The sequence below is a fragment of the Arthrobacter sp. M4 genome, assembly GCF_020251205.1.
Lineage (GTDB): Bacteria > Actinomycetota > Actinomycetes > Actinomycetales > Micrococcaceae > Arthrobacter.
Window position 1 is genome coordinate 13,898 of record NZ_JAIWYX010000022.1, and the last position, 23,703, is coordinate 37,600.

Annotated in this window: 20 protein-coding genes and 1 tRNA gene; 7 read left to right on the forward strand and 14 right to left on the reverse strand. The window is 63.4% G+C overall.

All coding sequences use genetic code 11. From position 1 onward, the window contains the following. Positions 1-151 precede the first annotated feature (151 nt). Together purD and LD110_RS21300 are read left to right on the forward strand one after the other, a co-directional pair. Positions 152-1,462: a phosphoribosylamine--glycine ligase gene (purD, locus tag LD110_RS21295; protein WP_225501935.1), complete on the forward strand. Its 1,311-nt coding sequence runs from the start codon at positions 152-154 to the stop codon at positions 1,460-1,462. A 2-nt stretch (positions 1,463-1,464) separates the two neighbouring features. Next, complete coding sequence (locus LD110_RS21300; RefSeq protein ID WP_225501936.1) at positions 1,465-2,400, forward strand: phosphoribosylaminoimidazolesuccinocarboxamide synthase; 936 nt, start codon at positions 1,465-1,467, stop codon at positions 2,398-2,400. A gap of 96 nt (positions 2,401-2,496) precedes the next feature. On the opposite strand, the gene LD110_RS21305 is transcribed toward LD110_RS21300, so the two are convergent. Beyond that, positions 2,497-3,780: a helix-turn-helix transcriptional regulator gene (locus LD110_RS21305; protein ID WP_225501963.1), complete on the reverse strand. Its 1,284-nt coding sequence runs from the start codon at positions 3,778-3,780 to the stop codon at positions 2,497-2,499. 128 nt (positions 3,781-3,908) lie between these two features. On the opposite strand from LD110_RS21305, the gene LD110_RS21310 reads away from it, so the two are divergent. Beyond that, a complete protein-coding gene (locus LD110_RS21310) occupies positions 3,909-4,139 on the forward strand; it encodes a hypothetical protein (protein ID WP_225501937.1) in 231 nt (76 codons plus the stop codon). A gap of 218 nt (positions 4,140-4,357) precedes the next feature. On the opposite strand, the gene LD110_RS21315 is transcribed toward LD110_RS21310, so the two are convergent. The 5 genes from LD110_RS21315 to LD110_RS21335 form a co-directional block, all read right to left on the reverse strand. Continuing rightward, a tRNA-Pro gene (locus LD110_RS21315) sits at positions 4,358-4,431 on the reverse strand. A gap of 86 nt (positions 4,432-4,517) precedes the next feature. Next, positions 4,518-6,359 (reverse strand): ABC transporter ATP-binding protein, encoded by a 1,842-nt coding sequence (locus LD110_RS21320; RefSeq protein WP_225501938.1) that lies wholly within the window; start codon positions 6,357-6,359, stop codon positions 4,518-4,520. Continuing rightward, complete coding sequence (locus LD110_RS21325; protein WP_225501939.1) at positions 6,356-8,194, reverse strand: ABC transporter ATP-binding protein; 1,839 nt, start codon at positions 8,192-8,194, stop codon at positions 6,356-6,358. Before LD110_RS21325 ends, LD110_RS21320 begins: the two co-directional genes overlap by 4 nt. Before the next feature lie 156 nt (positions 8,195-8,350). Next, on the reverse strand, positions 8,351-9,298 hold the full coding sequence (locus LD110_RS21330) for a metallophosphoesterase (protein ID WP_225501940.1): 948 nt from the start codon (positions 9,296-9,298) through the stop codon (positions 8,351-8,353). A gap of 6 nt (positions 9,299-9,304) precedes the next feature. Continuing rightward, complete coding sequence (locus tag LD110_RS21335) at positions 9,305-11,629, reverse strand: transglycosylase domain-containing protein (RefSeq protein ID WP_225501941.1); 2,325 nt, start codon at positions 11,627-11,629, stop codon at positions 9,305-9,307. On the opposite strand from LD110_RS21335, the gene LD110_RS21340 reads away from it, so the two are divergent. The 3 genes from LD110_RS21340 to LD110_RS21350 are packed head-to-tail and all read left to right on the forward strand — an operon-like array spanning position 11,628 to position 13,247. Next, positions 11,628-11,783 (forward strand): DUF4177 domain-containing protein, encoded by a 156-nt coding sequence (locus LD110_RS21340; RefSeq protein WP_003797879.1) that lies wholly within the window; start codon positions 11,628-11,630, stop codon positions 11,781-11,783. The two genes, LD110_RS21335 and LD110_RS21340, sit on opposite strands and share 2 nt — an antisense overlap. 2 nt (positions 11,784-11,785) lie before the next feature. Next, on the forward strand, positions 11,786-12,322 hold the full coding sequence (locus tag LD110_RS21345) for a RidA family protein (RefSeq protein ID WP_225501942.1): 537 nt from the start codon (positions 11,786-11,788) through the stop codon (positions 12,320-12,322). A 13-nt stretch (positions 12,323-12,335) separates the two neighbouring features. Next, positions 12,336-13,247 (forward strand): NUDIX hydrolase, encoded by a 912-nt coding sequence (locus tag LD110_RS21350; RefSeq protein ID WP_225501943.1) that lies wholly within the window; start codon positions 12,336-12,338, stop codon positions 13,245-13,247. 92 nt (positions 13,248-13,339) lie between these two features. On the opposite strand, the gene LD110_RS21355 is transcribed toward LD110_RS21350, so the two are convergent. The 3 genes from LD110_RS21355 to LD110_RS21365 form a co-directional block, all read right to left on the reverse strand. Further along, positions 13,340-14,341, reverse strand: coding sequence for a LacI family DNA-binding transcriptional regulator (locus tag LD110_RS21355; protein WP_225501944.1), 1,002 nt, complete (start codon positions 14,339-14,341; stop codon positions 13,340-13,342). Between the two features lie 99 nt (positions 14,342-14,440). After that, positions 14,441-15,682: a Gfo/Idh/MocA family protein gene (locus LD110_RS21360; RefSeq protein WP_225501945.1), complete on the reverse strand. Its 1,242-nt coding sequence runs from the start codon at positions 15,680-15,682 to the stop codon at positions 14,441-14,443. Positions 15,683-15,949: 267 nt separating this feature from the next. Continuing rightward, positions 15,950-16,627 carry a Crp/Fnr family transcriptional regulator gene (locus LD110_RS21365; RefSeq protein ID WP_013602309.1) on the reverse strand — a complete coding sequence of 226 codons (678 nt, stop codon included), beginning with the start codon at positions 16,625-16,627 and terminating at the stop codon, positions 15,950-15,952. A gap of 204 nt (positions 16,628-16,831) precedes the next feature. On the opposite strand from LD110_RS21365, the gene LD110_RS21370 reads away from it, so the two are divergent. Further along, on the forward strand, positions 16,832-18,016 hold the full coding sequence (locus LD110_RS21370) for a MarP family serine protease (RefSeq protein ID WP_225501946.1): 1,185 nt from the start codon (positions 16,832-16,834) through the stop codon (positions 18,014-18,016). Positions 18,017-18,054: 38 nt separating this feature from the next. On the opposite strand, the gene aroQ is transcribed toward LD110_RS21370, so the two are convergent. From aroQ to LD110_RS21395, 5 genes are all read right to left on the reverse strand, one after another. Next, positions 18,055-18,519, reverse strand: coding sequence for a type II 3-dehydroquinate dehydratase (gene aroQ / locus LD110_RS21375; protein ID WP_225501947.1), 465 nt, complete (start codon positions 18,517-18,519; stop codon positions 18,055-18,057). A 108-nt stretch (positions 18,520-18,627) separates the two neighbouring features. Beyond that, positions 18,628-19,440, reverse strand: a complete 813-nt coding sequence (locus LD110_RS21380) for an alpha/beta fold hydrolase (RefSeq protein WP_225501948.1) — start codon at positions 19,438-19,440, stop codon at positions 18,628-18,630. Between the two features lie 9 nt (positions 19,441-19,449). Next, complete coding sequence (locus LD110_RS21385) at positions 19,450-19,782, reverse strand: hypothetical protein (RefSeq protein ID WP_225501949.1); 333 nt, start codon at positions 19,780-19,782, stop codon at positions 19,450-19,452. 133 nt (positions 19,783-19,915) lie between these two features. Further along, complete coding sequence (locus LD110_RS21390) at positions 19,916-22,144, reverse strand: alpha-galactosidase (protein ID WP_225501950.1); 2,229 nt, start codon at positions 22,142-22,144, stop codon at positions 19,916-19,918. Positions 22,145-22,272: 128 nt separating this feature from the next. Next, positions 22,273-23,622, reverse strand: coding sequence for a sugar ABC transporter substrate-binding protein (locus tag LD110_RS21395; RefSeq protein ID WP_225501951.1), 1,350 nt, complete (start codon positions 23,620-23,622; stop codon positions 22,273-22,275). Between the last annotated feature and the right edge of the window lie 81 nt (positions 23,623-23,703).

A 23,703-nucleotide genomic window follows, 5' to 3' on the forward strand; every position in this document is an offset into this window, starting at 1 on the left:
TCCAGCGCCGTGCCCGCCAACGTAATGCTGGCCACTGTGACAAAACAGCAGATGAAGGAGACTCCAGATCCGGATTGATCCAATCATTGGATGCGGATGGCTCCGGTCATGCTTAGGAGCCAGCAGGGTCTGAGAAGTACGCTAAGAGATTGTGAAGGTACTCGTCATTGGCCCCGGCGGCCGCGAACACGCCATTGTCCGCTCCCTGCTCGAAGACCCAAACGTCTCGGAAGTCCACGCGGCTCCGGGCAACGCAGGCATCAGCAAGCTTGTTCCCACGTACGCAATCGACGGGAACAACCCGGAGGCCGTTGCAGCCCTGGCAACCAAGCTCGCCGTCGACCTGGTGGTCATCGGCCCCGAGGCGCCGCTGGCAGCCGGTGTGTCCGACGCTGTCCGCGAAGCTGGCATCCCGGTGTTCGGTCCCAGCAAGGAAGCCGCGCAGCTGGAGGCCTCCAAGGCGTTCGCCAAGCAGGTCATGGCCGAGGCTGGCGTTCCCACCGCCATGGCCCGTGTGGCCAGCACCCTTGAAGAAGCCGTCGACGCCCTGGATGCCTTCGGCGCTCCCTATGTCGTCAAGGATGACGGCCTGGCCGCCGGCAAGGGAGTTGTGGTCACCAAAAACCGCGACGAAGCCCTGGCCCACGCCCAGTCCTGCTTCGACGCCGGCGGTTCCGTAGTCATTGAGGAGTTCCTGGACGGCCCCGAGGTCTCCCTGTTTGTCCTCTGCGACGGCCACACCACCGTGCCCTTGTCCCCGGCGCAGGACTTCAAGCGCATCTTCGACAACGATGAAGGCCCCAACACCGGCGGCATGGGTGCTTACACCCCGCTGGATTGGGCTCCGGAAGGCCTGGTCCAGGAAGTCATCGACCGCGTTGCCCAGCCCACCGTGGACGAGATGGCCCGCCGCGGTACACCGTTTGTTGGCGTACTCTACTGCGGCCTCGCCCTGACCTCGCGCGGCACGCGCGTCATCGAATTCAACGTGCGCTTTGGCGACCCGGAGACCCAGGCAGTCCTCGCCCGACTGAAGACCCCGCTCGGCGCCCTTCTCCTCGCAGCCGCCAAGGGCGAACTGGACAAGGCAGAAGAGCTGCGCTGGTCCAAGGACTCGGCTGTCGCCGTCGTGGTTGCCGCCGAAAACTACCCGGACACGCCCCGTACCGGTGACCGCATTCGCGGCCTGAAGAAGGTGGACGAGCTGGAAGGCGTGCACGTCATCCACGCCGGTACCAAGCTCGACGACGAAGGCAAGGTTGTCTCCGCCGGCGGCCGGGTCCTCGCCGTGGTTGCCCTGGGGACGGACCTCGTTGAGGCACGCGAACGGGCGTACGACGGCGTTGAACTGGTTCAGCTCGAGGGCTCCCAGTTCCGCACGGACATAGCAGGCAAGGCCGCCCGCGGCGGCATCCGCGTCCCGTATGCGTCCACCGGAACTATCCCGAAGGTGCAGGCCTAAATATGAGCGAATCCACCACGCGAGGCTTTGCCGCGCCCATCCTGGACCTGCCTGGCTGGAAGCACGTTTACTCCGGCAAGGTCCGCGACCTTTACGAGCCTGCCGATGACGCGATCCGCGACGCCATCGGCCAGGACGCCGTCCTGGTGGTCGCCAGCGACCGCATCAGCGCCTACGACCACGTTCTGTCCAGCGAGATCCCGGACAAGGGCCGCATCCTGACGCAGCTCAGCCTCTGGTGGTTTGAGCAATTGGACGTGGAACACCACGTTATTGCCTCAACGGTGGACGGCGGGGTTCCGGCGGCCGTTGAGGGCCGCGCCATGATTTGTAAACGCCTGGAGATGTTCCCCGTGGAGTGCATCGCCCGCGGCTACCTCACCGGATCCGGCCTGGCTGAATACAAGGAGTCCGGGACGGTGTGCAGCATTCCGCTGCCTCCGGGACTTGTGGACGGCTCCCGCTTGGAGCAGGCCATTTTCACGCCGTCAGCCAAGGCCGAGGTAGGCGAGCACGATGAAAACATCACCTACGAGGACGTTGTGGCGATTGTGGGGGACGACATCGCCGCACGGCTTGCGGAGCTCACGCTGAAGATCTACACCCGGGCCGAGGAAATCGCCCGGGAACGTGGCATCATTCTGGCCGACACCAAGGTGGAGTTCGGCGTGGATGTAGCTACTGGCGTGATCACCCTGGGCGATGAGGTCCTCACCCCGGACTCGTCCCGCTTCTGGGACGCATCAACGTACCAGCCCGGGAAGGCTCAGCCGTCCTACGACAAGCAGTTTGTCCGCGACTGGCTGACCTCTGCGGAATCCGGTTGGGACAGGGCCGCTGACACCCCGCCGCCTGCGCTGCCCGAGGACATCGTGGCCCGGACGCGAGCCAGGTATGTCGAGGCCTTCGAGAAGCTGACCGGCAGGACGTTCGCCTAAACCCTCCAGCAACCCCCATTACCGCGAGATGGCATTTAATGGCAGTGTTTTTCAAAAACATCGCCATTAAATGCCATCTCGCGGGTGCGTTGACGTCTAGCTTGCCTTGGCTGGCCCGGCTTGCTCCGGACGGGCCTGGGCTCGGCGTTCTGCCAAGCGAATCTCCAGGGTGGCGTCCATGACCTGCTGCACGCGGTCGGCTGCCCCGGCTTCGGTGAACTCGTGCTGCGCTTCGTCGAGGTGAACCAGCGCCTCCGAGTTCTCCCCCGCTGCCTTCAGCGCCTTGCCCAGCAGCAGCGAGACCTCGCCAGCCGTGTGCCGCGCCAGCACCTTGCGTTCTGCGTGGATGGTGCGCAGTTTGGCCACCGCACTCAGGATGTCCCCGGTTAGGTACAGCCAGCGGGCGCGAATAAACGCCACCTCCAGCTGGTCTGTCTTGTTGCCGCCAACAATGGACAGCGCCAACTCGGCCCGCTCGATGGCGGACAGGGTCTCCGGTTCAACGATTCCGGAGGACAGGCGGACGGCAGCGGACGCCTTGTTGAAGCGGGCCCACAGGTCTATGTCGTTGGCGGGGGAGAGCAGCTTGGCCGCGCGCTCGTGGTGCTTGATGCCTTCTGCATAGTCGTGCCGCATAAACGCCACGTTGCCCACCACCCAGGCCACCTCGCCTGCCAGTTGGGTCATGGCGTGCTCGTCCATGTGCTCCATCATGTCCTGGCAGTACTTCCACGCCTCGTCCAGCTTGCCGCTCTCGGCCAGGGCGCCGATGAGCGCGCGATGCGCGCCGATCACCAGGGTCGAGCCCTTGGGCAGCTGCGCCGCCTGCCTAACGGCGTCCGTGGCATGTTCGACGGCGGTAGTCAGCTGGCCTTGTCCGTGACAGACCGCAGCCAGCATCTGGCGCGCCCTGACACCAAGTCCCGCGGATTCCGTTGCCATGGGATGGTCCAGGAGGTGCTGGATGATCTGCTGGCATTCCTTGAGCTGCCCCTGTTTCATGAGGCACTCGGCCTGCATGTAGGTCATATTCCACCAGGCGCTTGTGTTCTTGGCCTCGAGGGCAATCTGCGCGGCCGTGGCGGCATGGCTGGCGGCCAGCGGGTAGTCCCTGAGGTCCCAGGCCTGCCGTGCGTAAAGCCCTGCCAAGACATATTCCGCGTCGCTCACGGAAACAGGCTGGCTCCAAGCTTCCAAGGCCTTGGGCGCCAGCTCCAACCTGCGGGCAAGTTCTTCTATTACTTCAGGCGTCGGCTCGCGACGGCCGGTCTCCAGCAAGGAGATGTAACTTGGTGAGTAGAGGTCCCGTCCAAGTTCGGCCTGGGTTAAACCGCGTTCCAGACGCTCGGCACGAAGTTTCTCTCCGAATCCGTTTCCCACCGATTCCTCCTCGCTGTGGGCTGCCTCGCACCAAACCTTGACAGTCTCTGTGGAAAACATTTTACAATGTGTGTCAACAGGGACCGCGTTATTCAATCACGAATCCGACTCGCATTGAGGAACCAACCATGTTTAAGAAGATTGCTGCGTCCGCCGCTCTGGCGGGTGCACTCGCTTTTTCTGCTGCGGCCCCCGCTGTCGTCTCCGCCGCTCCGGTGGCCGACTCGGTCAGCGTCATTCTGGGCATTGGCAACTGGCCTGACCCCATGAGCGCACTGAGCGCCATTGGAAACTGGCCTGACCCCATGGGAGCACAGCTTCAGCCCCAGGCCATCGGCAACTGGCCCGATCCAATGTGATGGGTGGCCCTTATATGACAAAGTCAGCCTGACGAAGAGCGGCAGTTGTAACACTGCTCCTACCAATAATCTTGTGAAGTGAATAAACCCCGGGACATTCCTTAAGCGACATTCGCGAGCCTGCCCCGGGGTTTTATTTGTGCCGAAATTGGAATGAACGCAAATGGGTTGTTAAAAACGTTAGGACCCTCCACAAAGGAGGGTCCTAACGTTATTTGTCGGGATGACAGGATTTGAACCTGCGACCTCTTCGTCCCGAACGAAGCGCGCTACCAAGCTGCGCTACATCCCGATCCGCTGCAAAAGCAACTGTTCAAGGATATAGGAGTCGGCTCTGGATGTGAAATCGGGGGCCAGCCGGCTCGGGGCCCCTTGGCGTCACACCAACGAGTCCTTCCAAGCCCCATGCAACCTGGCGAATCGTCCACCGTCGGAAATAAGTTCCGCCGGGCTTCCGTCCTCTACCACATGGCCGTCGTGGATGACGAGGACCCGGTCGGCCGTCTCCACAGTGGAGAGGCGGTGGGCGATGATCAGCGCAGTTCGGCCGCCTCCCGCAAGCTCCGTCTGGGTAGTCCCGGCCAGAAGGCTCGCCAGCCCGGCCTGCACCATCCGCTCGGACGGGATATCCAGGGAGGAGGTTGCTTCGTCCAGGATGAGCACTGCCGGGGCGGCAAGGAAAGCGCGGGCGAAGCCGATGAGCTGCCGCTGGCCGGCTGAGACACGTCCACCGCGTTTGTTCACGTCAGTGTCGTAGCCTTCCGGCAGTTCGGTGATGAAGTGGTGGGCGCCCACAGCCTTGGCGGCAGCTTCAATTTCGTCCCGCGACGCTTCCGGACGGCCCAGCGCAATATTGTCCGCCACGGAGCCGCTGAAGAGGAATGCCTCTTGGGTGACCATCACCACGTTGCGGCGCAAGTCCGCCGTCGAGAGTTCACGCAAGTCGACGCCGTCGAGCGTGATCGAGCCCGAGGTGACGTCGTAGAACCGGGCGATCAGTTTTGCCAGGGTGGATTTGCCGGCGCCGGTTTGGCCCACCAATGCCACTGTCTGGCCGGACGGAATGTGAAGGTCCAGCGTTGGCACCACCACCGGGCCTTCGCCGTAGCCGAACTGGACACCGCGGAACTGGATGTCGCCCTTGGCTTTGGCCAGTGGGATGGGGTTCCGTGGCGGGCGCACCGTGGGCACTTCCTCAAGGAGGCCGGAAACCTTCTCCAAGGCGGCCTGCGCGCTCTGGAACGAGTTGTAGAACATGGCCATCTGGTCCACAGGCTGGAAAAAGCGCTTGGTGGACAGGATAAGGGCCAGAAGGACACCAACCTCAAGTCCCCCGGTAATCACCCGGAATCCTCCCACGAGCAACACCACTGCCACGCAGACGTTGCCGATCAGCACCAGGCCCGGCTGGAAGATGCCGTTGAGGTTGATCGACCTGACAGTGACTTTCCGGTAGGACTCAGAGAGCTCGCCAAATTGTTCCGCGTTTTCCCGCTCCTTGCGGAATGCCTTCACAGCGCGGATACCCGTCATCGTTTCTACGAAGTGCACGATAAGCCTTGCCGAGGCCACCCGCGACTCTCGGAATGCTATTTGGGAGTGCTTTTGGTACCAGCGCGTTAGGAAGTACATCGGGAATCCTGCCGCGAGGAGGATCAGCCCACTGCGCCAGTCGAGCGCGAAGATGGTGAATGCCGTAAACACCATAAACAGCAGCCCGGACACCAACGAGCTGACCCCGGAGTCCAGGAGTTCGCGGAGCGCCTCAAGATCAGACGTCTGCCGCGCGATAATGCGGCCGGACGTGTACTTCTCGTGGAATTCAAGGCTCAGCCGCTGTGTGTGCCGGAACACCCGCAGGCGAAGGTCCAGCAGCATGGCCTGGCTCAGCTTTGCCGTGGACGTCACGTAGAGTGCCGTGAGACCTGCCGTGGCGACGGCGGCAAGCAGGTAGAGCGCGCCCGTCAGGACAACCAGGCTGCTGTCCGCGGAGCGTAGGGCGGGCAATGCGCGGTCTATCCCGAACGCGATGATCACCGGGAACGAGACCCGGGCCAGCTGGGACAGCACCACGGTGGCGATCGTCAGCCAGAACCGGACGCGGACCGGCCGGATGAGGGACCCCAGCAAGGCGAGCGACCGCCGTCGTACGGCCCGGCTGTCCGCGCGGTTGAGGTGGGCATTGTCTTCGTTAGCGGTGCCGAAGGTTGTGGCGCTCATCGTGCGGCCTTTCCGGCGTCGTCCAGGGCATTGCCGAGTTCATTCGCCAATTCCCCCTCGAGTTCTTCGTGCAGTTCGGTGTCCAGGTCCTTGGGTTCTGTGTCCAGGCTGGCGATGACGTATCGGTAGTGGGCGTTGCCTGCGAGGAGTTCCGAATGGGTCCCGACGGCGGTAATGGTTCCGTTCTGTAGCAGCGCCACGCGGTCTGCCAACGCGACGGTTGAAGGCCGGTGCGCGACGATCAGCGTTGTGGTGTCCCTCAGGACTTCCCGCAGCCGGGCCTCTACGCGTTCCTCTGTGTTGACGTCCAGCGCGGACAGGGGATCGTCGAGGACCAGCACGCGCGGCTTGGCTGCGATTGCGCGGGCCAGCGCAATACGTTGCCGCTGCCCGCCGGAAAGGCTCAGGCCTTCCTCGCCGATCAACGTGTCCACGCCGTCGGGCAGGGAGAACGCGAATTGCGCCTGTGCAACATCCAGCGCTTCCTCGAGGGCAGCGTCGCTGCGATCCGGCGCGCCGAGCAGGACGTTGTCACGGACCGAGCTTGAAAACAGGGTGGTGTCTTCGAATGCGACCGCCACCACGGTCCGCAGTTCTTCCAGGCTGAAGTTCCTCACGTCGACCCCGTCGATTGTCACCGAACCAGTGGTCACGTCGAAGAGTCGCGGCACCAGCTGCAGCAGTGCACTCTTGCCGCTGCCCGTCACGCCCACAAGGGCCATGGTCTCGCCCGGGCGAATGTCCAGGTTTACATCGCGCAGCAGCCGCCCGCCGTCGTCGAACCCAAAACCGGCGCCGCTGAAACGCACCGCCCCGCGAACGACGGCGGGGCGTGCCGGCTCTGCCGGGCTGGAGATGTCATTGGGGGTGTCCATCACCTCAAAGTGGCGGTCGACGGCGGTCTTTGCCGTGAGTGCCATGGCAAGCAGCATCCCGGAGAATTCCACCGGTGCCGCGACCACCGCCGCGGTTGCGAAGAACGCCACGAGGGAGCCGATGCTCAGTTCGCCGTTGGCGGCGAGCAGGATGCCGACCACGAGCCCCAGGCCGAGGGCCAGTTCCGGGAGCAGCGTCACCACCATGGTGAACATGGCCTGCTGGCGTGCCTTGGTGATTTCGGTTTGCCGCAGCTCCTCGGCTTGCTCATTGAAACTTTCCAAGGCTTCCCGGCTCCGGCCGAAGGCTTTGAGGACGCGGATGCCATGGACCGATTCCTCAACAGTTGTGGCGAGGTCGCCGGCCTGGTCCTGGCTGAGCCGCGTTACGCGGCTAAAGCGCCTGCGGAAGCGGAAGGAGTAAAACATGATGGGGATTGCGGCGCCCAAGAAGATCAGGGCCAACTGCCAGCTCATCGTGAACATCACACCCACGCCAATGAGCACTGTCAGCGTAGTCACTACCAGCATGATGGCGCCGAACGCCATCCAGCGGCGCAGGAAGTTCAAGTCCGTCATGGAGCGTGAGAGCAACTGTCCCGAGCCCCATCGATCGTGGAAGGAGACGGCAAGGTCCTGCAGGTGGCCATAGAGGGACACCCGCATTTTGGTCTCCACGGAAGTGGCGGGGTTGATGACGAATTGCCGCCGCAACGCGACGAGTCCGGCCTCGGCCACGCCCAGGGCCAGAATGACGGCGGCCGCCACCCACACCGTGTTCGCGTCTCCTCCCGGATACAACGTTCCGTTGACCAGGACCTTGAGCACCTGCGGGATTGCCAGGGCAACAATACTGGCCATCAGGGCACTGACCAGGCCCATAACAAGCCGGGGGAGGATCGGTGAGACGTGCGGATAGAGACGCTTGATGGAGGTAAGAAAAGAGGTCTGCTTGGCCATTCCCGCTTCTCAGGTCAGAGCGCTCACGTCAGAGCGAAGGGCGCTCACATCGAATGTAGTTTCCCGTAGCAACTACCCTATGCCATGGCGTGACAGGATTCACAGCAGGATTACGGTACGTTATGGAAACGATTTCTGGCTGTGTTGGCGCGGGGTTTAGGAGCTGGGCGTCAACGTCAGCAGCACGGCCTCTGGCCGGCACGCGATACGGACCGGAGCGAAGCGTGAGGTGCCGATTCCGCCTGACACGTTGAGCGGCGTCGAACGGCCGTCCAGCTCCCAATCGTGGAGGCCCTTGGCACGCCACGTAGGCAAGTCGCAGTTGGACACCAAGGCGCCATAACCGGGGATGCAGATCTGGCCGCCGTGGGTGTGGCCTGCCAAGATGAGGTCTGCTCCCTCTGCCGTGAAGTGATCCAGGACCCGCTGGTAGGGAGCGTGGATGACGGCCACGCGAAGGTGGGGGCGGGCATCCTGGCCAGCTGTGCCGCGCGGCCACCCGGCGTAGCGTTCCCGGTTGAGGTGCGGATCGTCCACGCCGGAGAAGTCGAAGCGCAGCCCCTTCAGCACAAACTGTTGATGGCGATTTGTCAGATCGATCCAGCCGGACATTCCGAAACCGGAGCGCAGCCGCGGCCAGTCGAGGGGCACGGCGTCGCTTCTCAGCTTGGACGGGCCCAGGAAGTACGTAGCGGGGTTCTTCATCCTGGGACCGAAGTAGTCGTTGGACCCTGGGACGAACACGCCCGGGAACTTCAGGAGCGGCTGTAGTGCCGCAAGGAGCGGATCGATCGCGTCCTTGTGGCTCAGGTTGTCACCTGTGTTGACCACCAGATCCGGTTCCAGTTCGGCGAGTGATCGCAGCCAGTCCGCCTTGGCGTCCTGGCCAGGGACAAAGTGGATGTCGCTCAAATGAAGCACACGGAGCGGAGCCGTGCCTTCCGGGAGGATTGGAAGGGTCTCCTCGCGCACGGTGAACTGGTTCTTTTCCCAAAGCCCGTAGGCGGCTAATGCCGCTCCGGCGGCTGCGCCAAGAGCGGTGGTGACGGCAAAGCCGCGCCCGAAGGACCGGGCGCGGCGGGCCAAGGTATCGAGGGCGGTCACGGAACGTTAGGGTTTCTTGCCGTTTCCGTTGCCATCACCAGGGTTGCTGCCCGTGCTGGGTGCCGGGGCTTGCGTGGCGGGCGCTGGTGCAGGACTCGGGTTATTCCGAACGGTGGGTGCTCCACTGACCAGGTTCGACGGTGGCGCGGGGAACGGGTTGGTCCCGTAAGCAGGCGCCACGGCAAGCATGTAATTGGCGAACTGCGGGCCAGCGATCATGTAACCGTCGACGTTTGTATAGAACTTGCCGTTGACCGTGATGTTTCGACCAACACGGGTCTGACCGCCAAGGGGATCACCGAACCACGTAGCAGTGGCGAGTCCGGTGGTGTAGCCCACCACCCAGGTGGAGCCGTTGGTGTCGTTGGTACCGGTCTTGGCCGCAACCGGGAAGTTGGTCTTGGTGGAAATGCGCGGTTGGATCAGGGAGCCCGATCCGGAGTTGAGGACTTCCTGCATACCGTAGGCCACACCACGGGCAACTTCCGGCTTCACGGCATCCCGGCAGTTTGAGGACTGCGCGGGTAGCTTGGCGCCGGACTGGTCCACCACCGAGGTGATCGCAATCGGCTCGCAGTATTTTCCGTCGTTCGCGAAAGTTGCGAAGGCGCTGGCCAGCGTCAGCGGTGCCGTCTGCGTGGACCCGATGAGGTTGGAGATCGTGGTCATCGGAACCTTGGGGTTGGGATCCTTGACTGCGTTGTTCTCGTAGCTTGGCAGGCCACCGTGGATACCAACGGCGTCAACAATCTTTTGGATGCCACAGAGGTCCAGTTGCGAGGCCGAGGCGAAGGTTGCGGTGTTGATGGAGTTCGCCAGACCGTACAGGACCGGCATGGTCCGGTAGTAGCCTTCTTCAGCGTTTTGCAGGTCTGTTGACTGGTTGGTGCTGTCATACCAGCCGACAACGGGGGAGGGACAGGTGTTCCGCCAAGGGAAGTTCTGCGGGTACCGACGGACAGCCGCATTCACCGTGGTGTTCATCGACTTGCCTTCGTTGAGCCACTCCGCGAAGGTGAACGGCTTCATCGTCGACCCGGGCTGGAATCCACCCAATCCGTTGAGGTCCTGGCCGTTCCCGTCCAGTTTGTCCACGTTGAAGTTTTGCTCAGCTTGGAACTTGCCTTCGGCAGGCAACCACACCGTGTTTTGGGCCATCGAAATAATCTTGCCCGAGTTCGGCTGCACCGACACAAGGGAAGCGCCCCACTTGTCCGGGTTGGCGCCAGCAGAGGCGTCTACCTGGGCCTGTGCCACGTTCTGCGCATTGGGATCCAAAGTTGTGGTGATGGTTAAGCCACCACGGAACACCTTCTTCTCGCGCTCTTTGGCGTCGGCGCCGTAGGCGGGGTTATTCAGCAGGAGGTGCAGAACGTAGTCACAGAAGTACGGGGCTTTGGAAGCGTACGCGCAACCTTGGCGGGCCGGCGTGACCTTTGTTTCCACCGGCGCTGCAACCGCGGCGTCGTACTGGTCCTTCTTGATCTTGCCTTGGGACAACATGGCCTGGAGCACCAGGTTGCGGCGCTGCTTGGCGTTGTCCGGGTTGGTGATGGGGTCGTAGAAGGACGGGCTGTTAACCACACCCGCCAGCAATGCGGCCTGGGGGAGGGTCAGATCCTTGGCGCTGGTGCTGAAGAAGAACTTGGAGGCGGCCTCGATGCCGTAGGCGTCCCGGTTGAAGAAGACGATGTTGAGGTAGCCCTCAAGGATCTGCTCCTTGGAGAACTTCTTCTCCAGCGCGATTGCGAGCTTCATTTCGCGGAGCTTGTCGCCCACGCCCTTGTTCACACCATTGAGCTTGACGTCGGCATCCTTGCCTTCGGAGACAAGCGACTCGTTGATGACGTTGTTGACGTACTGTTGCGTAATGGTGGAGGCGCCCTGCTTGTTGCCTCGGGCGGTGCTGACCAGCGCACGCAGGATACCGGTGGTGTCCACACCGCCGTGCTCGTAAAAGCGGCTGTCTTCGATGGCGATGATGGCGTCCTTAATATAAGGACTCATCTGGTCAAGCGGGACTCGCGTGCGGTTCTCCGCAAATAGCGTGGCGAGCGGACTTCCGTCGGCAGCCAGGATCTTGGTCGACTGGCTGGGCGGGTCTACCTGCAGTTCTGCCGGAAGGGTGTCAAAGAACTGGATGGAACCGCTGGCGGCACTGCCGGACACAGCAGCGGCGGGGACCAAAAGCCCCGCCACCAGGACACCGCAAACCGCGGACACGCCTAGGAAGCCGAGAATCTTCCCTAGGGTCGTGGCAGTGTCGAATATGGGGTTCTTGCGAGTCGCCATGTTTTCCACTGTACCGGCAAGGGCTACGCTTTCTGTCATGACCAAATGGGAGTACGCGACGATTCCGCTCATCATTCATGCGACAAAACAGATCCTCGACCAGTGGGGTGACGACGGCTGGGAACTGGTACAGGTTGTCCCCGGACCGGACGGAAATGGCCTAGTCGCGTACTTGAAGAGGGAGAAGCAGTAATTATGTCAACGTCCGCAGAAACCACAGAATCCACGGGATCGCAGGCTCCCGCTTCCGCCGTCGAGAAGCGACTCGCAGAACTCGGAATCATCCTTCCCGAGGTTGCCGCGCCGGTGGCCGCCTACGTCCCGGCACTCGTTTCCGGCAACCACGTCTACACGTCCGGACAGCTTCCCTTTATTAACGGCAAACTCGAAGCTACCGGCAAAGTTTCAACCGGTGACGAAGGCAGCTCCGATGAGCCGACCATTTCCCCCGAGGACGCCAAAGCCTACGCCGCCGTGTGTGCCGTGAACGCGCTTGCCGCGGTAAAGAGCGTCATCGGTGACCTGGACCGCGTCACCCGCATCGTCAAGGTTGTGGGCTTTGTGTCCTCCGACCCGTCCTTCACCGGCCAGCCCGGCGTCATCAACGGCGCTTCTGAACTGCTGGGTCGCGTCTTCGGTGACGCTGGCCAGCACGCACGTTCCGCCGTCGGCGTTTCCGTGCTCCCCCTCGACTCGCCCGTTGAGGTCGAGTTGATTGCCGAATTCAGCTAGACCGGAAAACACTGTGCCTCAATTAGCCCGACGCCTGTTTGTGCTGCCCCCCGAACTTGAGGGGGCAGCACGAAACTGGCAGCAACTGGGGGAGCGGACACCGCGCGCCGCGCGGCTGGCCTCCTCCGTTGTCCTCCTCCGCGACTCGCCCCACGGTCTGGAAACGTGGATGGGTTACCGTCCGGGTTCCTCGCCGTTGGGCGTGGTCGCTTTCCCCGGCGGCTCCCTGGACGCCTCCGACGACGACCCCGTCGCATGGCTGGGTCCCTCACCACAGCATTGGGCTGAGGCCCTTGGAACAGACGACGTCGGACTGGCCCGCCGCCATGTGGTGGGCGCCATTCGCGAACTCTTCGAGGAAACCGGCGTCCTGCTCGCGGGACCGGATCTGTCAACCACTGTTGAGGGAACGTCCGGCACTGAATGGATGAAAGCCCGCGTGGCCATCAGCGACCAAGAGAAAACGTTCGGCGAATTCCTCGCCAAGCGCGGATTGCTGCTGCGCACGGACCTCCTCAAGCCCTTGGTCAACTGGCTGAGCCCCGACTTTGCGCACCGCCGCTTCAACACGCGCTACTTCGCGGCCACGCTTCCCATGAACCAACAACCTACCCTCCTGGAAGGCAAAGGCGTCTGGGGCCGTTGGGTTACCGCCACCCAGGCCATCGCGGATCGCAACACCACAACCCTCGGGGATGAAATAGGCCAGGAAAACACGGTGGGACTGACCCTCGGCCAACTCCTGGTGCCGGGGGCGGAGATCATGCTCGAAAAAATGGCAGCGGCCAACGGCTGCATCGCCTACCTAAGCTACAAACGCAAGGCGCACATGTACCAGCCAAAACTGGTTGAAGAAGACGGTGTGCTTATGCTCGAAGTCGAAGCCGCCAGAACCACCCCGGGCGACCCCCAGCGCGAGCGCTGACCTCATCGGCCTCCGGGGGTTGGCTTGTGCGGGGCTCGTGCCTTCGGTGGGAAGGTCGCTCCACGTCATGGGCTCGCCAAAAGCCGCAGAGGCTACCGCGCCGGAGGCGCTGTCGATTGGCGTTCCACCAGAGTGGTTGGATGCAGGTGGAGGCCCGGGCGGAGATGGCGGGGGTTTATGAGGGCCGTCAGTGCTTCTTGGGCCATCTTCTCGATAGGCTGACGCATCGCGGTGATTCCGGGGAACGCGAATGCCGACTCGGGAGAGTCATCGAAGGAGACGATTGACACGTCTTCGGGGACGCGGATCTTGGCTTCGTGGAGGGCCCGAAGGGCTCCGATGGCGATCATGTCCGAGCTCGCGAATACGGCAGTCGGTGGTTCGCCCGCCAGGAGGAGTTCCTTCATTCCGGCCACGCCGCCCTCGCGGCTGAAGGGTGCGTGCGCGGAGGGTCCGGGGGCGGCGCCGAGTTCCCGCAGCGCGTCGCGCCAGCCGGCGTGGCGCGGCTCGCCGTCGTCGAGGTCTCCCAGGAAGGCGACGGTCTGGTGGCCTAAAGCGATGAGGTGCCTCACGGCGTCGCGCGCTCCGTTGTAAAGGTCGGCGGCGACGCTAACGCCGCCGGCAACCGGGCGGGGATCGTTGAGCTGGACGATGCGCGTGGACACCTTGTGGACCAGTGGTTCGTCCCGGGGATCCAGGATTGCCAACATCAGGATGCCGTGGACACGCAACGAATCCAGGTGGCGGACGTAATAGGCCGTCGAGTTGCTGTGCGTGCTGCAGATCATCACGTCGAACCCCTGGCTTCTCGCCGCCGATTCGATCGCGGATGCGAAGGCACCAAAGAACGGGTTGCCGATGTCCGGGATGATGAGGCCGATCACTTGGCTGGTGCCGCGGCTCAGCGTCTGGGCCGCGGCGTTGGGCTGATAACCGAGTTTCGCGACGGCGTCCAGTACTTTGGCGGCGGTGCCCGGCGCCACCGGCCTCGGCCCGCCGTTGAGCGTATAACTCACGACGGCGGTACTCACCCCAGCGAGCCGCGCCACATCTGCCCTGGTGACGGTTCTGTTGGGCTGCAGGACTTCCTTCACGTTTCCACCCCTGCTCCTTGGTATCCATTTGGGGGTCAATGCCGCGGAGGTGCTGTGCCGGCCCACCGAGGGGCGGCACAGCACCTTGCCGGCTGCCGGCTAGCGGTTCACCGCGGCCTGGTCGCGGTTGCGGTGGACCAAGGCGGCGGGCGGTTCGCCGAGGTCCGGGATCTCCAGCCGCTCGCCGCCTTGGAGAGCGGAGCGGTGCGCGATGATGCCGGGCAGGGTGAATCGGGCAGCCACCCAGGCGTTGACCGGCGGGAGCGTTCCGGTGTTGACCGCCGTCACGAAGTCGTCCACCAGGAAGTGGTGGCTGCCCTCGTGCCCGTTGTGGACGCCGTCGAATTCCTTGGGCAGCCTGTCAATGTCGTGGACGGGCGAGTGACCTGACACGAAGGCGTCCCGGAGGGCCGGGGCGATGTCCGCGAGTGACGGGTCGTCGAGGGACATGGTGGACGACGTCGACACCAGGCTCGTCACATCTTCGACGCCTTCTTTGTTCTGCCAGAAGGCCACTGTGGCCAGTTGTTCGAAGCTGGCCTCCGTGCCGAAGTAGCGGAAGCGCGATTCCCGGATATGCGAAGGGTAGCCGACACGACGCATCTCGTTGATGCGCATCACGCCACCGTCAGCGAGTTCGAAGAGCGCGGAGGCGTTGGAGATGTCGTTCTGGAACATGCTCACGTCTTTGTCGAAAACACCGTCGGCCCGGTTGTCCTGGACACCGATGCAGCTTACCGACACGGCGTGCGTGGGGATAGCCCCCAGAACGCCACCAATCGAGTGCGTGGGGTAGAGCATGGGCGGGTAGCTGGCGGTTTCCTTCCAACGGTCGCCACCGCTGTAACGGTAGGCGTCGTAGAAGCCGAGGTCCATGTCGTGGACGTAGTCGCCTTCCGAGTAGAACACACGGCCAAAGTCACCTGCGGCGTAGCGCTGGCGGGCATAGATGGTGGCCGGATTGTAGTAGCTGGTTTCGCCCATCATGTAGGTGAGGCCGGTGCGGGTCACGATGTCGATGATGGTCCGGATCTCGTCCTCGGTGATAGCCATGGGCACAGCCGAATAGACGTGCTTGCCGGCTTCGAGGGCCTGCACCACCAGGGAACCGTGGGTCCACCGCTGCGTGAACAGGGCCACGGCATCGATGGAGGGGTCGGCCAGCATCGATTCAAAGGACTCGTGCGTCGTTGCATTGCCCAAGCGTCCTGTGAGTTCAGCGGCGCGCTCAGGCAGCAGGTCGGTGATGCTCACCCGCGAGACACCAGGGTGCAGGTCGAAGAGGGTCGCGAACTGGCTGGCGAACTGGCCGGCACCAACGATACCCAGGCTGAACGTCATATCAGGAAGCCTTCCAATGGATTCTGTGTGTGGAGTAGGCGCAAATGGCCGATGTGGGGCAGGAGTGGGATTTGCGCTTGGATCAAATCTACGCGTGTAGATTTCTAGGCGCAATACCCCAATTTTTCCCTGATTTTTGGCGGAGTATCTGCAAACTTTAGCTATTTACCCGCGTAGACAACTCTTCGCCGAGTGATGCTCTTAAACCAGCAAGGCCGCCCCGGAATTTTCCGGGACGGCCTTGCGAAGTGCTTTGGTGCGCGGTTCCTAGCGGGAGCGCTGGCGGAGCCGCTGCATGTCCAGGATAACCACCGCACGAGCCTCGAGGCGAAGCCATCCGCGCTGGACGAATTCGGCCAATGCCTTGTTGACGGTCTCGCGGGAAGCGCCTACCAGCTGGGCCAGCTCTTCCTGCGTCAGTTCGTGGGCTACCAGCACGCCGTCAGTGGCCGGGCGGCCGAAGCGGTCGGCGAGGTCCAGGAGCGCCTTGGCAACACGGCCGGGGACGTCAGAGAAGACCAGGTCGGACAGTGAGTCGTTAGTGCGGCGGAGACGACGGGCCAGGGCCTGAAGGAGCTGGGCAGACACCTCGGGGCGCGTGCGCAGCAAGGTGTTGAGGCTTTCGTTCTTCAGGCCTGCCAGGCGGGTCTCGGAAACAGCCGTTGCCGTGGCGGTTCGGGGACTGGGGTCGAAGAGTGCCATTTCGCCGAACAGTTCGCCCGGGCCGAGGATGGCCAGGAGGGACTCGCGGCCGTCGGGGGAAGTGCGTCCCAGCTTCACTTTGCCGGACACGATGAAGTAAAGCTGGTCGCCCTGGTCTCCTTCGCGGAACACCGACGCCCCGCGGGACAGATCCACCTCGGTGAGTTCGTCCGTCAGCAGGCGGAAAGCGTCGTCGTCTAGGGTCGCGAAGAGAGGCGCGCGGCGCAGTACCTCGATGTCCATGAAATCTCCTGAGTAAATATGTCGGCTGTGGCGCTTCAGCCATTGTTTCAGAACTTTCGGGCTTCTGTGACGTACTTGGCAGGCGAAACGGCGGCAAATCCGGGGAATCTGTGGTCTCGGACGCTCGGCTGCCTGTCAGGGAGGGCACTTAGAATGGGGGCTTGACCGGCTCTGCGGAGCACGGCCGTCTATAAGGAGTAACTGGTGTTCGGCCTGACCATCCTGGATCTGCTGTTGATCCTGACCCTCCTCTCCTATGCCCTCTATGGCCTGCGCAACGGTTTCTTGATTACCGTAGGCGGCATTGCCGGCTTCGCCGCTGGTGCCCTGGCCGCGTTCGTGGCCGTCCCATTGGTGGGCGGCTGGGTCCCGGACAGTTCGTGGCGACTGACCGCCATCATCGGCTCGGCGATTCTGCTGATCGTTCTGGGCCACGGTTTGGGCACCATGCTTGGCAGGCAGCTTCGGGGCGTGGTGAGCATACGCGAACTCCACGTCGTAGACAGGCTGGCCGGCTGTGTACTGAGCCTGGTTGTGTCTGCGCTGGTCCTGTCCATGCTGGCCTTCAGCGTCAGTGCACTTGGTGTGCCGTTTGTCTCACAACAATTGGCTGACTCCAAAGTGATCCGCTTCATCGACGGAGCTACACCCGGTCCGCTCAGGGCCGGCATGGCCCAATTGCGCTCCGCCGTTCTGGGCAATGGCATTCCCAAGCTCATTGAAGGAGCCGGGCCAGGGAAAGCCGTCCAGATCCCCAACTCGAGCACCGATACGCCGGCCTTGAACGCGGCCGCCAGGTCTGTGCTGCGCATCGCGGGAACCGCCTACCAGTGCGGCCAGAACCAGACCGGCTCGGGCTTTGTTGTGTCACCGGGTCGTGTGGTTACCAACGCGCACGTGGTGGCCGGCGTCCCGGAGCCTGTGGTGGAAATTCCCGACGCCGGCGCGTTGCCCGGGCGTGTCGTCTACTTTGACAGCCAGCACGATATTGCCGTCCTTGCCGTTGACGGACTGCCGAGTAGTCCGCTTCAGCTTTCCGGGAACCTGCCCGCCGGCACTTCGGCCGCCTTTGCCGGCTACCCGCACGGTGGACCTTTCCAGTCAAAGCCGGCCGCGGTGGAGGGAATCTCGACGGTGCTTGTGCCGGACATCTATGGCAACAACCCGGCCCCGGAGAACGTCTATCGCATTGCCGGTGACGTCCAGCCGGGGAACTCCGGCGGTCCACTGCTCACGAGCGAAGGGCAAGTTGCCGGCCTGATTTTCGCAAAGACCACCTCGGATGCCGCCCTTGGTTTCGCCCTGACCATGGATGACCTGGCCCCTGTGGCACAGCAGGCACCGGGATTGAACGCAGCAGTGTCGGCGGGACAGTGCACCCGGAAATAGCCAGCAGCCAGCTTGGTGCGTTCCTCCCGGAGGATCTCCTACAGGACGCTCGCCAGGTAATCGATCGCAAGCTTGTAGCCCTGCACGCCTGCGCCGACGATGACAGCCGAGCAGACGGGGGAGAGGTACGAGTGGTGCCGGAATTCCTCACGCTGGTGCACGTTGGTGATGTGGACCTCGACGGCGGGAAGGGACACGGCCGCGAGGGCGTCGCGCAGGGCCACGGACGTGTGCGTGAAGGCACCGGCATTGATGACGATGCCCACGGCATTAGTCCGGGCATCGTGGATCGCGTCCAGAAGGTCGCCTTCATGGTTGGACTGGACGCAGTCCACGCTGAAGCCGTGGGCCTCCGCCGCGTTGATGGCGAGCTGCTCGACGTCGGCCAGGGTTGAAGTACCGTACTTCTCCGGTTCCCGGGTGCCCAGCAGGTTCAGGTTGGGACCGTTGACAACAAGGATAGTGCCGCGGCTGGCTTCAGTGGCGGAGGAGGCTTCAGTCATGCGTCCAATCTATCGGCTCGGCGCGCACGGTCCCTTTTCGTGACGCGGCCCGTGGGGTCCCTGGGCTTATCGATGCAAAGGCCTTCCAGACCCGCCACTTTTGAGCTCCTACCGGACCTCGGCGTCGCTGGCGAAGAACTCGGTGAGCGCCGGACCAATCACGTCATCTTTCGCTTGGTGCGTCTGGCCCGCCAGGGATTCATGCCGTGAGTCGGGAATCGCATCGGCTGTGTTCTTGACGGCAGCCGCCATATTTGCCTTCGACTTGCCGCCGCCCATAATGAGCGTGGGCACCGTGATCTTCTGCAGGGTGTCACGGGGAACCTCGAAGTTGCCCATAACGGCTGCGTCGTAGGGGAGCGTGTGGGCGACGCCGGTGAGCTGTTTCCACACCTTGGGAGAGAGCCGCATCAAGAGCGGTACAAACGGCGGGGCACCGACCATCTTCACCATGAAGAAGGCAACAGCCCCGGCTCTGTCGCCTTTTGCGATGAGCTGCCTGAGCTGTCCGTGGTAGTCGAGCTCCTGCCTTTTGACCTTGTGGAGTCCAACGTAGGGTGCCTCGTAGGAGGCAATCCTGCGCATTCCCACTCCGGAAGCTGCGGCGTGCAAGGCGAGCGCCCCGCCCGAGGAGAAACCGGCCACAAACGGATTCCCACCCGCCGCGATGATCACTGCCTCAAGGTCTTCGTACTCCCGCTCCACGGCGTAGGGCTGGGTGTCACCGCTCCCGCCGCGGCCTCGTCGATCGTAGAAATAGACGGTGAACCGGTCCGCGAGATGGTTTGCCAGGCTGCGGCTGGGACCAAAGTCGCGGTAGCACAGGGCCCCATCCACAAGCACGAGTTCCGGGCCGGAACCGACTTTCTCATAGGCGATGGGCGTGCCGTCCTTGGACGTTACTGTCTGGGTTTCTGCCACTATTTCCCCTTACGTCCCCGACTGGTTGCTGAGGTCCCAGTGGATTCGGATGGCCTCGGCAATCGGCCCGCCGGCCACGTCTACCCTGAATGCCACTGGTGCCGTGCCCGTTTCCTCGATGACTGAATCACGGTAGACGCGGCCGCAGGACGGGCACAGCGTGAAGAGTTCTCCGTCTTCGGGCCATGCCGCAAGTCCTTTTGGCGCCGGAAGTTCACCTCCATGAATGGGAATGCCTTGCGAGTTGGCCGGGATCAGTCCGTCCCTGCCTACGGTGTTTCCGCAGATGCACGTGATTGTGGTGACATCATGGCCGCTGACTTCGGCGTATTCGGTGTCCATGGCGAGCCTCCGATTATGGGAAGTGGACCCTTTTACCTCAGGGTACGTTGGCGCATTACCGCTGGTAAGGGGTCCGGCACGCCAAAGGGGGCTGCCGTTAGTCGGGCAGCCCCCTGGGCACGGTCTTTCTACGCTACGCCACGGTTACTTCAAGCAGCAGCGCATGCTCGGGGTTCAGAATCGGCATGGGCAACCCGACCTCGGCCAAGAAGCTACCTGTCACCTCAGCCCCGGATGCCAGCCATGCTGGCGGCTGGACCTGCGTGAACGTGTGGGTGTAGTCCGCGTCTCCGGGCGCCGGGAAAATGGCGTCCACCCGGTAGTTGCGTTCCGGGTCGAGTCCGGGGATGGCGATCCGCCCAGGCCGGTCGGCGAAGGAAGTGCGGGTACTGACGACGGCGAACAAGGCCGCCGTCGAACCGTCACCGAAGCCGGCGGTGCCGTCCGCCACCACGCCATGGATATTGAGTGAGTCGTCGGGTACGTCGGCACGGACCATCCGGCCGCTGTGGATGAGGTCGCGGTGCTTCTTGTACAGGCCGATGAACCGCTTGAGTTCCTCACGTTCGGTGCCCTTCGCTTCCCGGATGTCCCACTCCATGCCGAAGTGCCCAAAGAGCGCTGTGATGGCCCGGAAGGACAGGTCGTGGGTGCGGGCCGTGGTGTGCGAGGTGGTGGGGCCGATGTGCTGGCCGATGAGTTCAGGCGGGACCACCAGTCCGGTCCAGCGCTGGATTGTCTGCCGTTCCAGGGCGTCGTTGCAGTCCGAGGCCCAGATCCGGTCTGTCCGCTCTAGGATGCCGAGGTCCACCCGCGCACCGCCGGAGGAGCAGGATTCAATCTCCACGGAGGGGTGCTTTTCCTTGAGGGCGTCGAAAAGTCGGTACGCGGCAAGGGTTTGCTCGTGGACGGATGCCTTGCCGTTGTGGCCGTGTTCCAGCAGGTCGCGGTTCTGGTCCCATTTGAGGTAGCTGATGTTGTTCTCGCTGAGCAGGGCACTCATCCGGTCGAAAATGTACTGCCAGGCCTCGGGGTTGACCAGGTCGATGATGTGCTGGTTGCGCCATTCAAGCGGCAGGCGGCCGCCGTCCTTGTGGGATGCGGCGGAGGGGCTGACGATCCAGTCCGGGTGGGCCCGGGCGACGTCGGAGTCCAGGTTGATCATTTCCGGCTCCACCCACAGGCCGAATTCCATGCCGCGCGATGTCACGGCGTCGATGAGGGGAGTGAGGCCGTTGGGCCAGATTTTTTCGTCCGCGTACCAGTCGCCCAGCCCGGCCTTGTCGTCGCGGCGTCCGCGGAACCAACCGTCGTCGAGCACAAAGCGCTCCACGCCCAGGTCCGCGGCGGACTCGGCCAGTTCCAGGAGCGTGTCGAGGTTGTGGTCGAAGTACACGGCCTCCCAGGTGTTGAGGTTTACCGGTCGGGGCTTTCCTGCGGGCAGGCCGGTTGATGCTGTCGGCAGAACGTGGTGCGGGCGACTGCGGAACCAGGAATAGAAAGCCTCGCTGATGCCGTCGAGTCCGCGGTCGGAGAAGGCGGCGAATAGTGCTGGCGTCGTGTAGCTCTCTCCGGGCTCCAGGACTACTTCGGCCGGGCCCAGCAGTTCCGAGCCGCCAATCATGGTGCGTCCGTCGGCCAGGGAATCGGCGAATTGCTCGTGGTTGCCGCTCCACGCGAGGTGCGTCGCCCACACTTTGCCGCGGCGGTTGCCGAAGCCAGGTGTGCCGGCGGCGAACAGCAGGGAGGAGTCGTGTCCGGTGCGGCCATGCCTGCCTGTGCGGACCCAGGTTCCCTGGGTAACGGCCCGCCGCTGCGGGTGCCTCTCCCTGGCCCAGCGCCCAGTGAGGTCGAGAAGTTCGACGGCGTCACGCCCCACCGGGAGGACGGTCGCCAGGTCGTCGAGCTGGAAAGGCGAGTCGCCGTCGTTGTTCAGTGTGTGGCGCAGCTCCAGCAGGCCGCCCGGGTGCAGGGTAAGCCGGGAGGTCACGGTGATACCGGCGTCGGGGTCAGCCTGGGTGATGACCGCCGAGCCGGAGCCGTCCGCGGATGCCAGGCGGCCGGCGTCGGAGAAACTGGCGTCCATAACGCGAAGCCTCACCGAGAAGTCCAGTCCGGGGACCCCGTTCACAATACGGTGGCCCCGCAGTCCTGGGCGACCCTGCCAACCGGAAGAACCTTGGGGAAGAAGACCTGTGGGGACGTTGGCGTCGATAGCGGAAGGTGGGATGGCGTCGCCAAGAATGGCCAGGTCCGGCAGGGTGGGGCCCAGGTCGGCGCCCCAATGGATGACCTCGGCCTCTCCGCTGTTGAAGGCGATCACCAGGCTCGTTCCGGCGGAGCGAAGGTGCAGGGGGTCCATGTGGATAGTTCTCTTTCCAGTCGTTTGCGTGGTGGTGCAGGCCTGCCGGCGCCTGCTATGAGTTCGCAGGGTGCCGCCGGCAGGCGGGGTTTGTGGGTGTGCCGGACAGGGCCCGGCACACCGGTGTCTTACTTGAAGAGGTTGTTGACCTGCTCGTTGGCGGCCGTCAGGGAGCTGGCGGGCTGCTTGCCGGAGACCACGGAGTCCATGGCCGGCTTCATGATGCCGTCCACCTTGGCTGCCTTGTCCGCGATCGGGAACAGGAAGGTGGTGCCGTTGTCGACGTGCTGCGTGAAGGCGGTCACGTCAACGCCCTTGGCCTTGAAGGCTGCGGCTGCCTTTTCGGAGGAGGTGGAGATGGCGGGGAAGACAACGGCCTTGGATGCAACGACGTCCTGGCAGGCGGCGGAGCCCAGGTATTCGACCCACTTGGCGGCTGCGGCGGGCTTTTTGGTGCCGGCCCAGATGGAATCGGCCAGGCCGTTGAACATGGAGGCGCGCTTGCCGTTGGGGCCGGTGGGGGTCGGTGCGATGCCGACTTCGACGCCCTTGTAGCCGGTGTATTGGCCGATCATCCAGGATCCGTTGCTGTTGATGGCGGCCTTGCCTGCGGCGAAGTTGTCGGCCACGCTTGCGCCCACGGTGGTTTCAAGCTTGGGCATGTAGCCCTTCTCGGAGAGTCCTGCCCACCACTTGATGGTGTCTTGGAACTTGGGGTCGTCGTAGTTGAAGTGCTTGCCCCAAGGGTTTTTGTCCGTGTGGGTCCAGCCGGTTGTGGCTGTTAGGAAGCTCCACTGGGTCTGGCCCTGGCCGGAGCCGGCGGACTCCAGGCCGAGTCCGTAGACGGCCACGTTGTTCTTGTCGAAGCCTGCCTCGTCGCCGCGTTTGCCGTTCTTGTCCACGGTGAGGTGGGCGACGGTCTTCTCGTAGGTGCCGCCGTCCTGCGGGTTCCACGTGAGGTTCTTCATCTGCTCCTCGGTGATTCCGGCGTCGGCTGCCATCTTCTTGTTGTAGAAGAGGGCGATGGTGTCCCAGTCCTTGGGCAGGCCGTAGCGTTTGCCGTCCTCGCCGACCCAGAGGTCGGCCAGGCCCTTGTTGTAGACGTTGAGATCGACGTTGTCCTTCTTCACCGCGTCATCGATGGAAAGCAGCTGCTTGTTCTTGATGAATTCGGGGTACTTCGACAGGTGGTCAGTGAACACGTCCGGGGCGGTGCCTGCCACGAAGCCGTTGGTCAGGGTGGACCAGTAGTCGTCCCAGCCGCGCTGGGTGATCTTCACCGTGATGTTCGGGTTGGCCTTCTGGAAGTCTTCGGCGCACTGTTTGTACGCGGGAAGCTGGTTGGCGTCCCAGAGCCAGTAGTTGATTTCACCCTTGGCCTCTTCGCTGGAGGTGCCTCCGCTGGCGTTGCTGCATGCAGAGAGGGCAAGGACAGCGGCGGCCGCGGCGGCGAGGGCGCCGGCTGCTTTCTTCTTCATGGGGGTCCTTTCAGGGACGTTGGTTCCTGGGCCTGCGGAGAGGCCAGGCCTGATGGGTTGGGGTGGTGTTCGGTGGAGCGG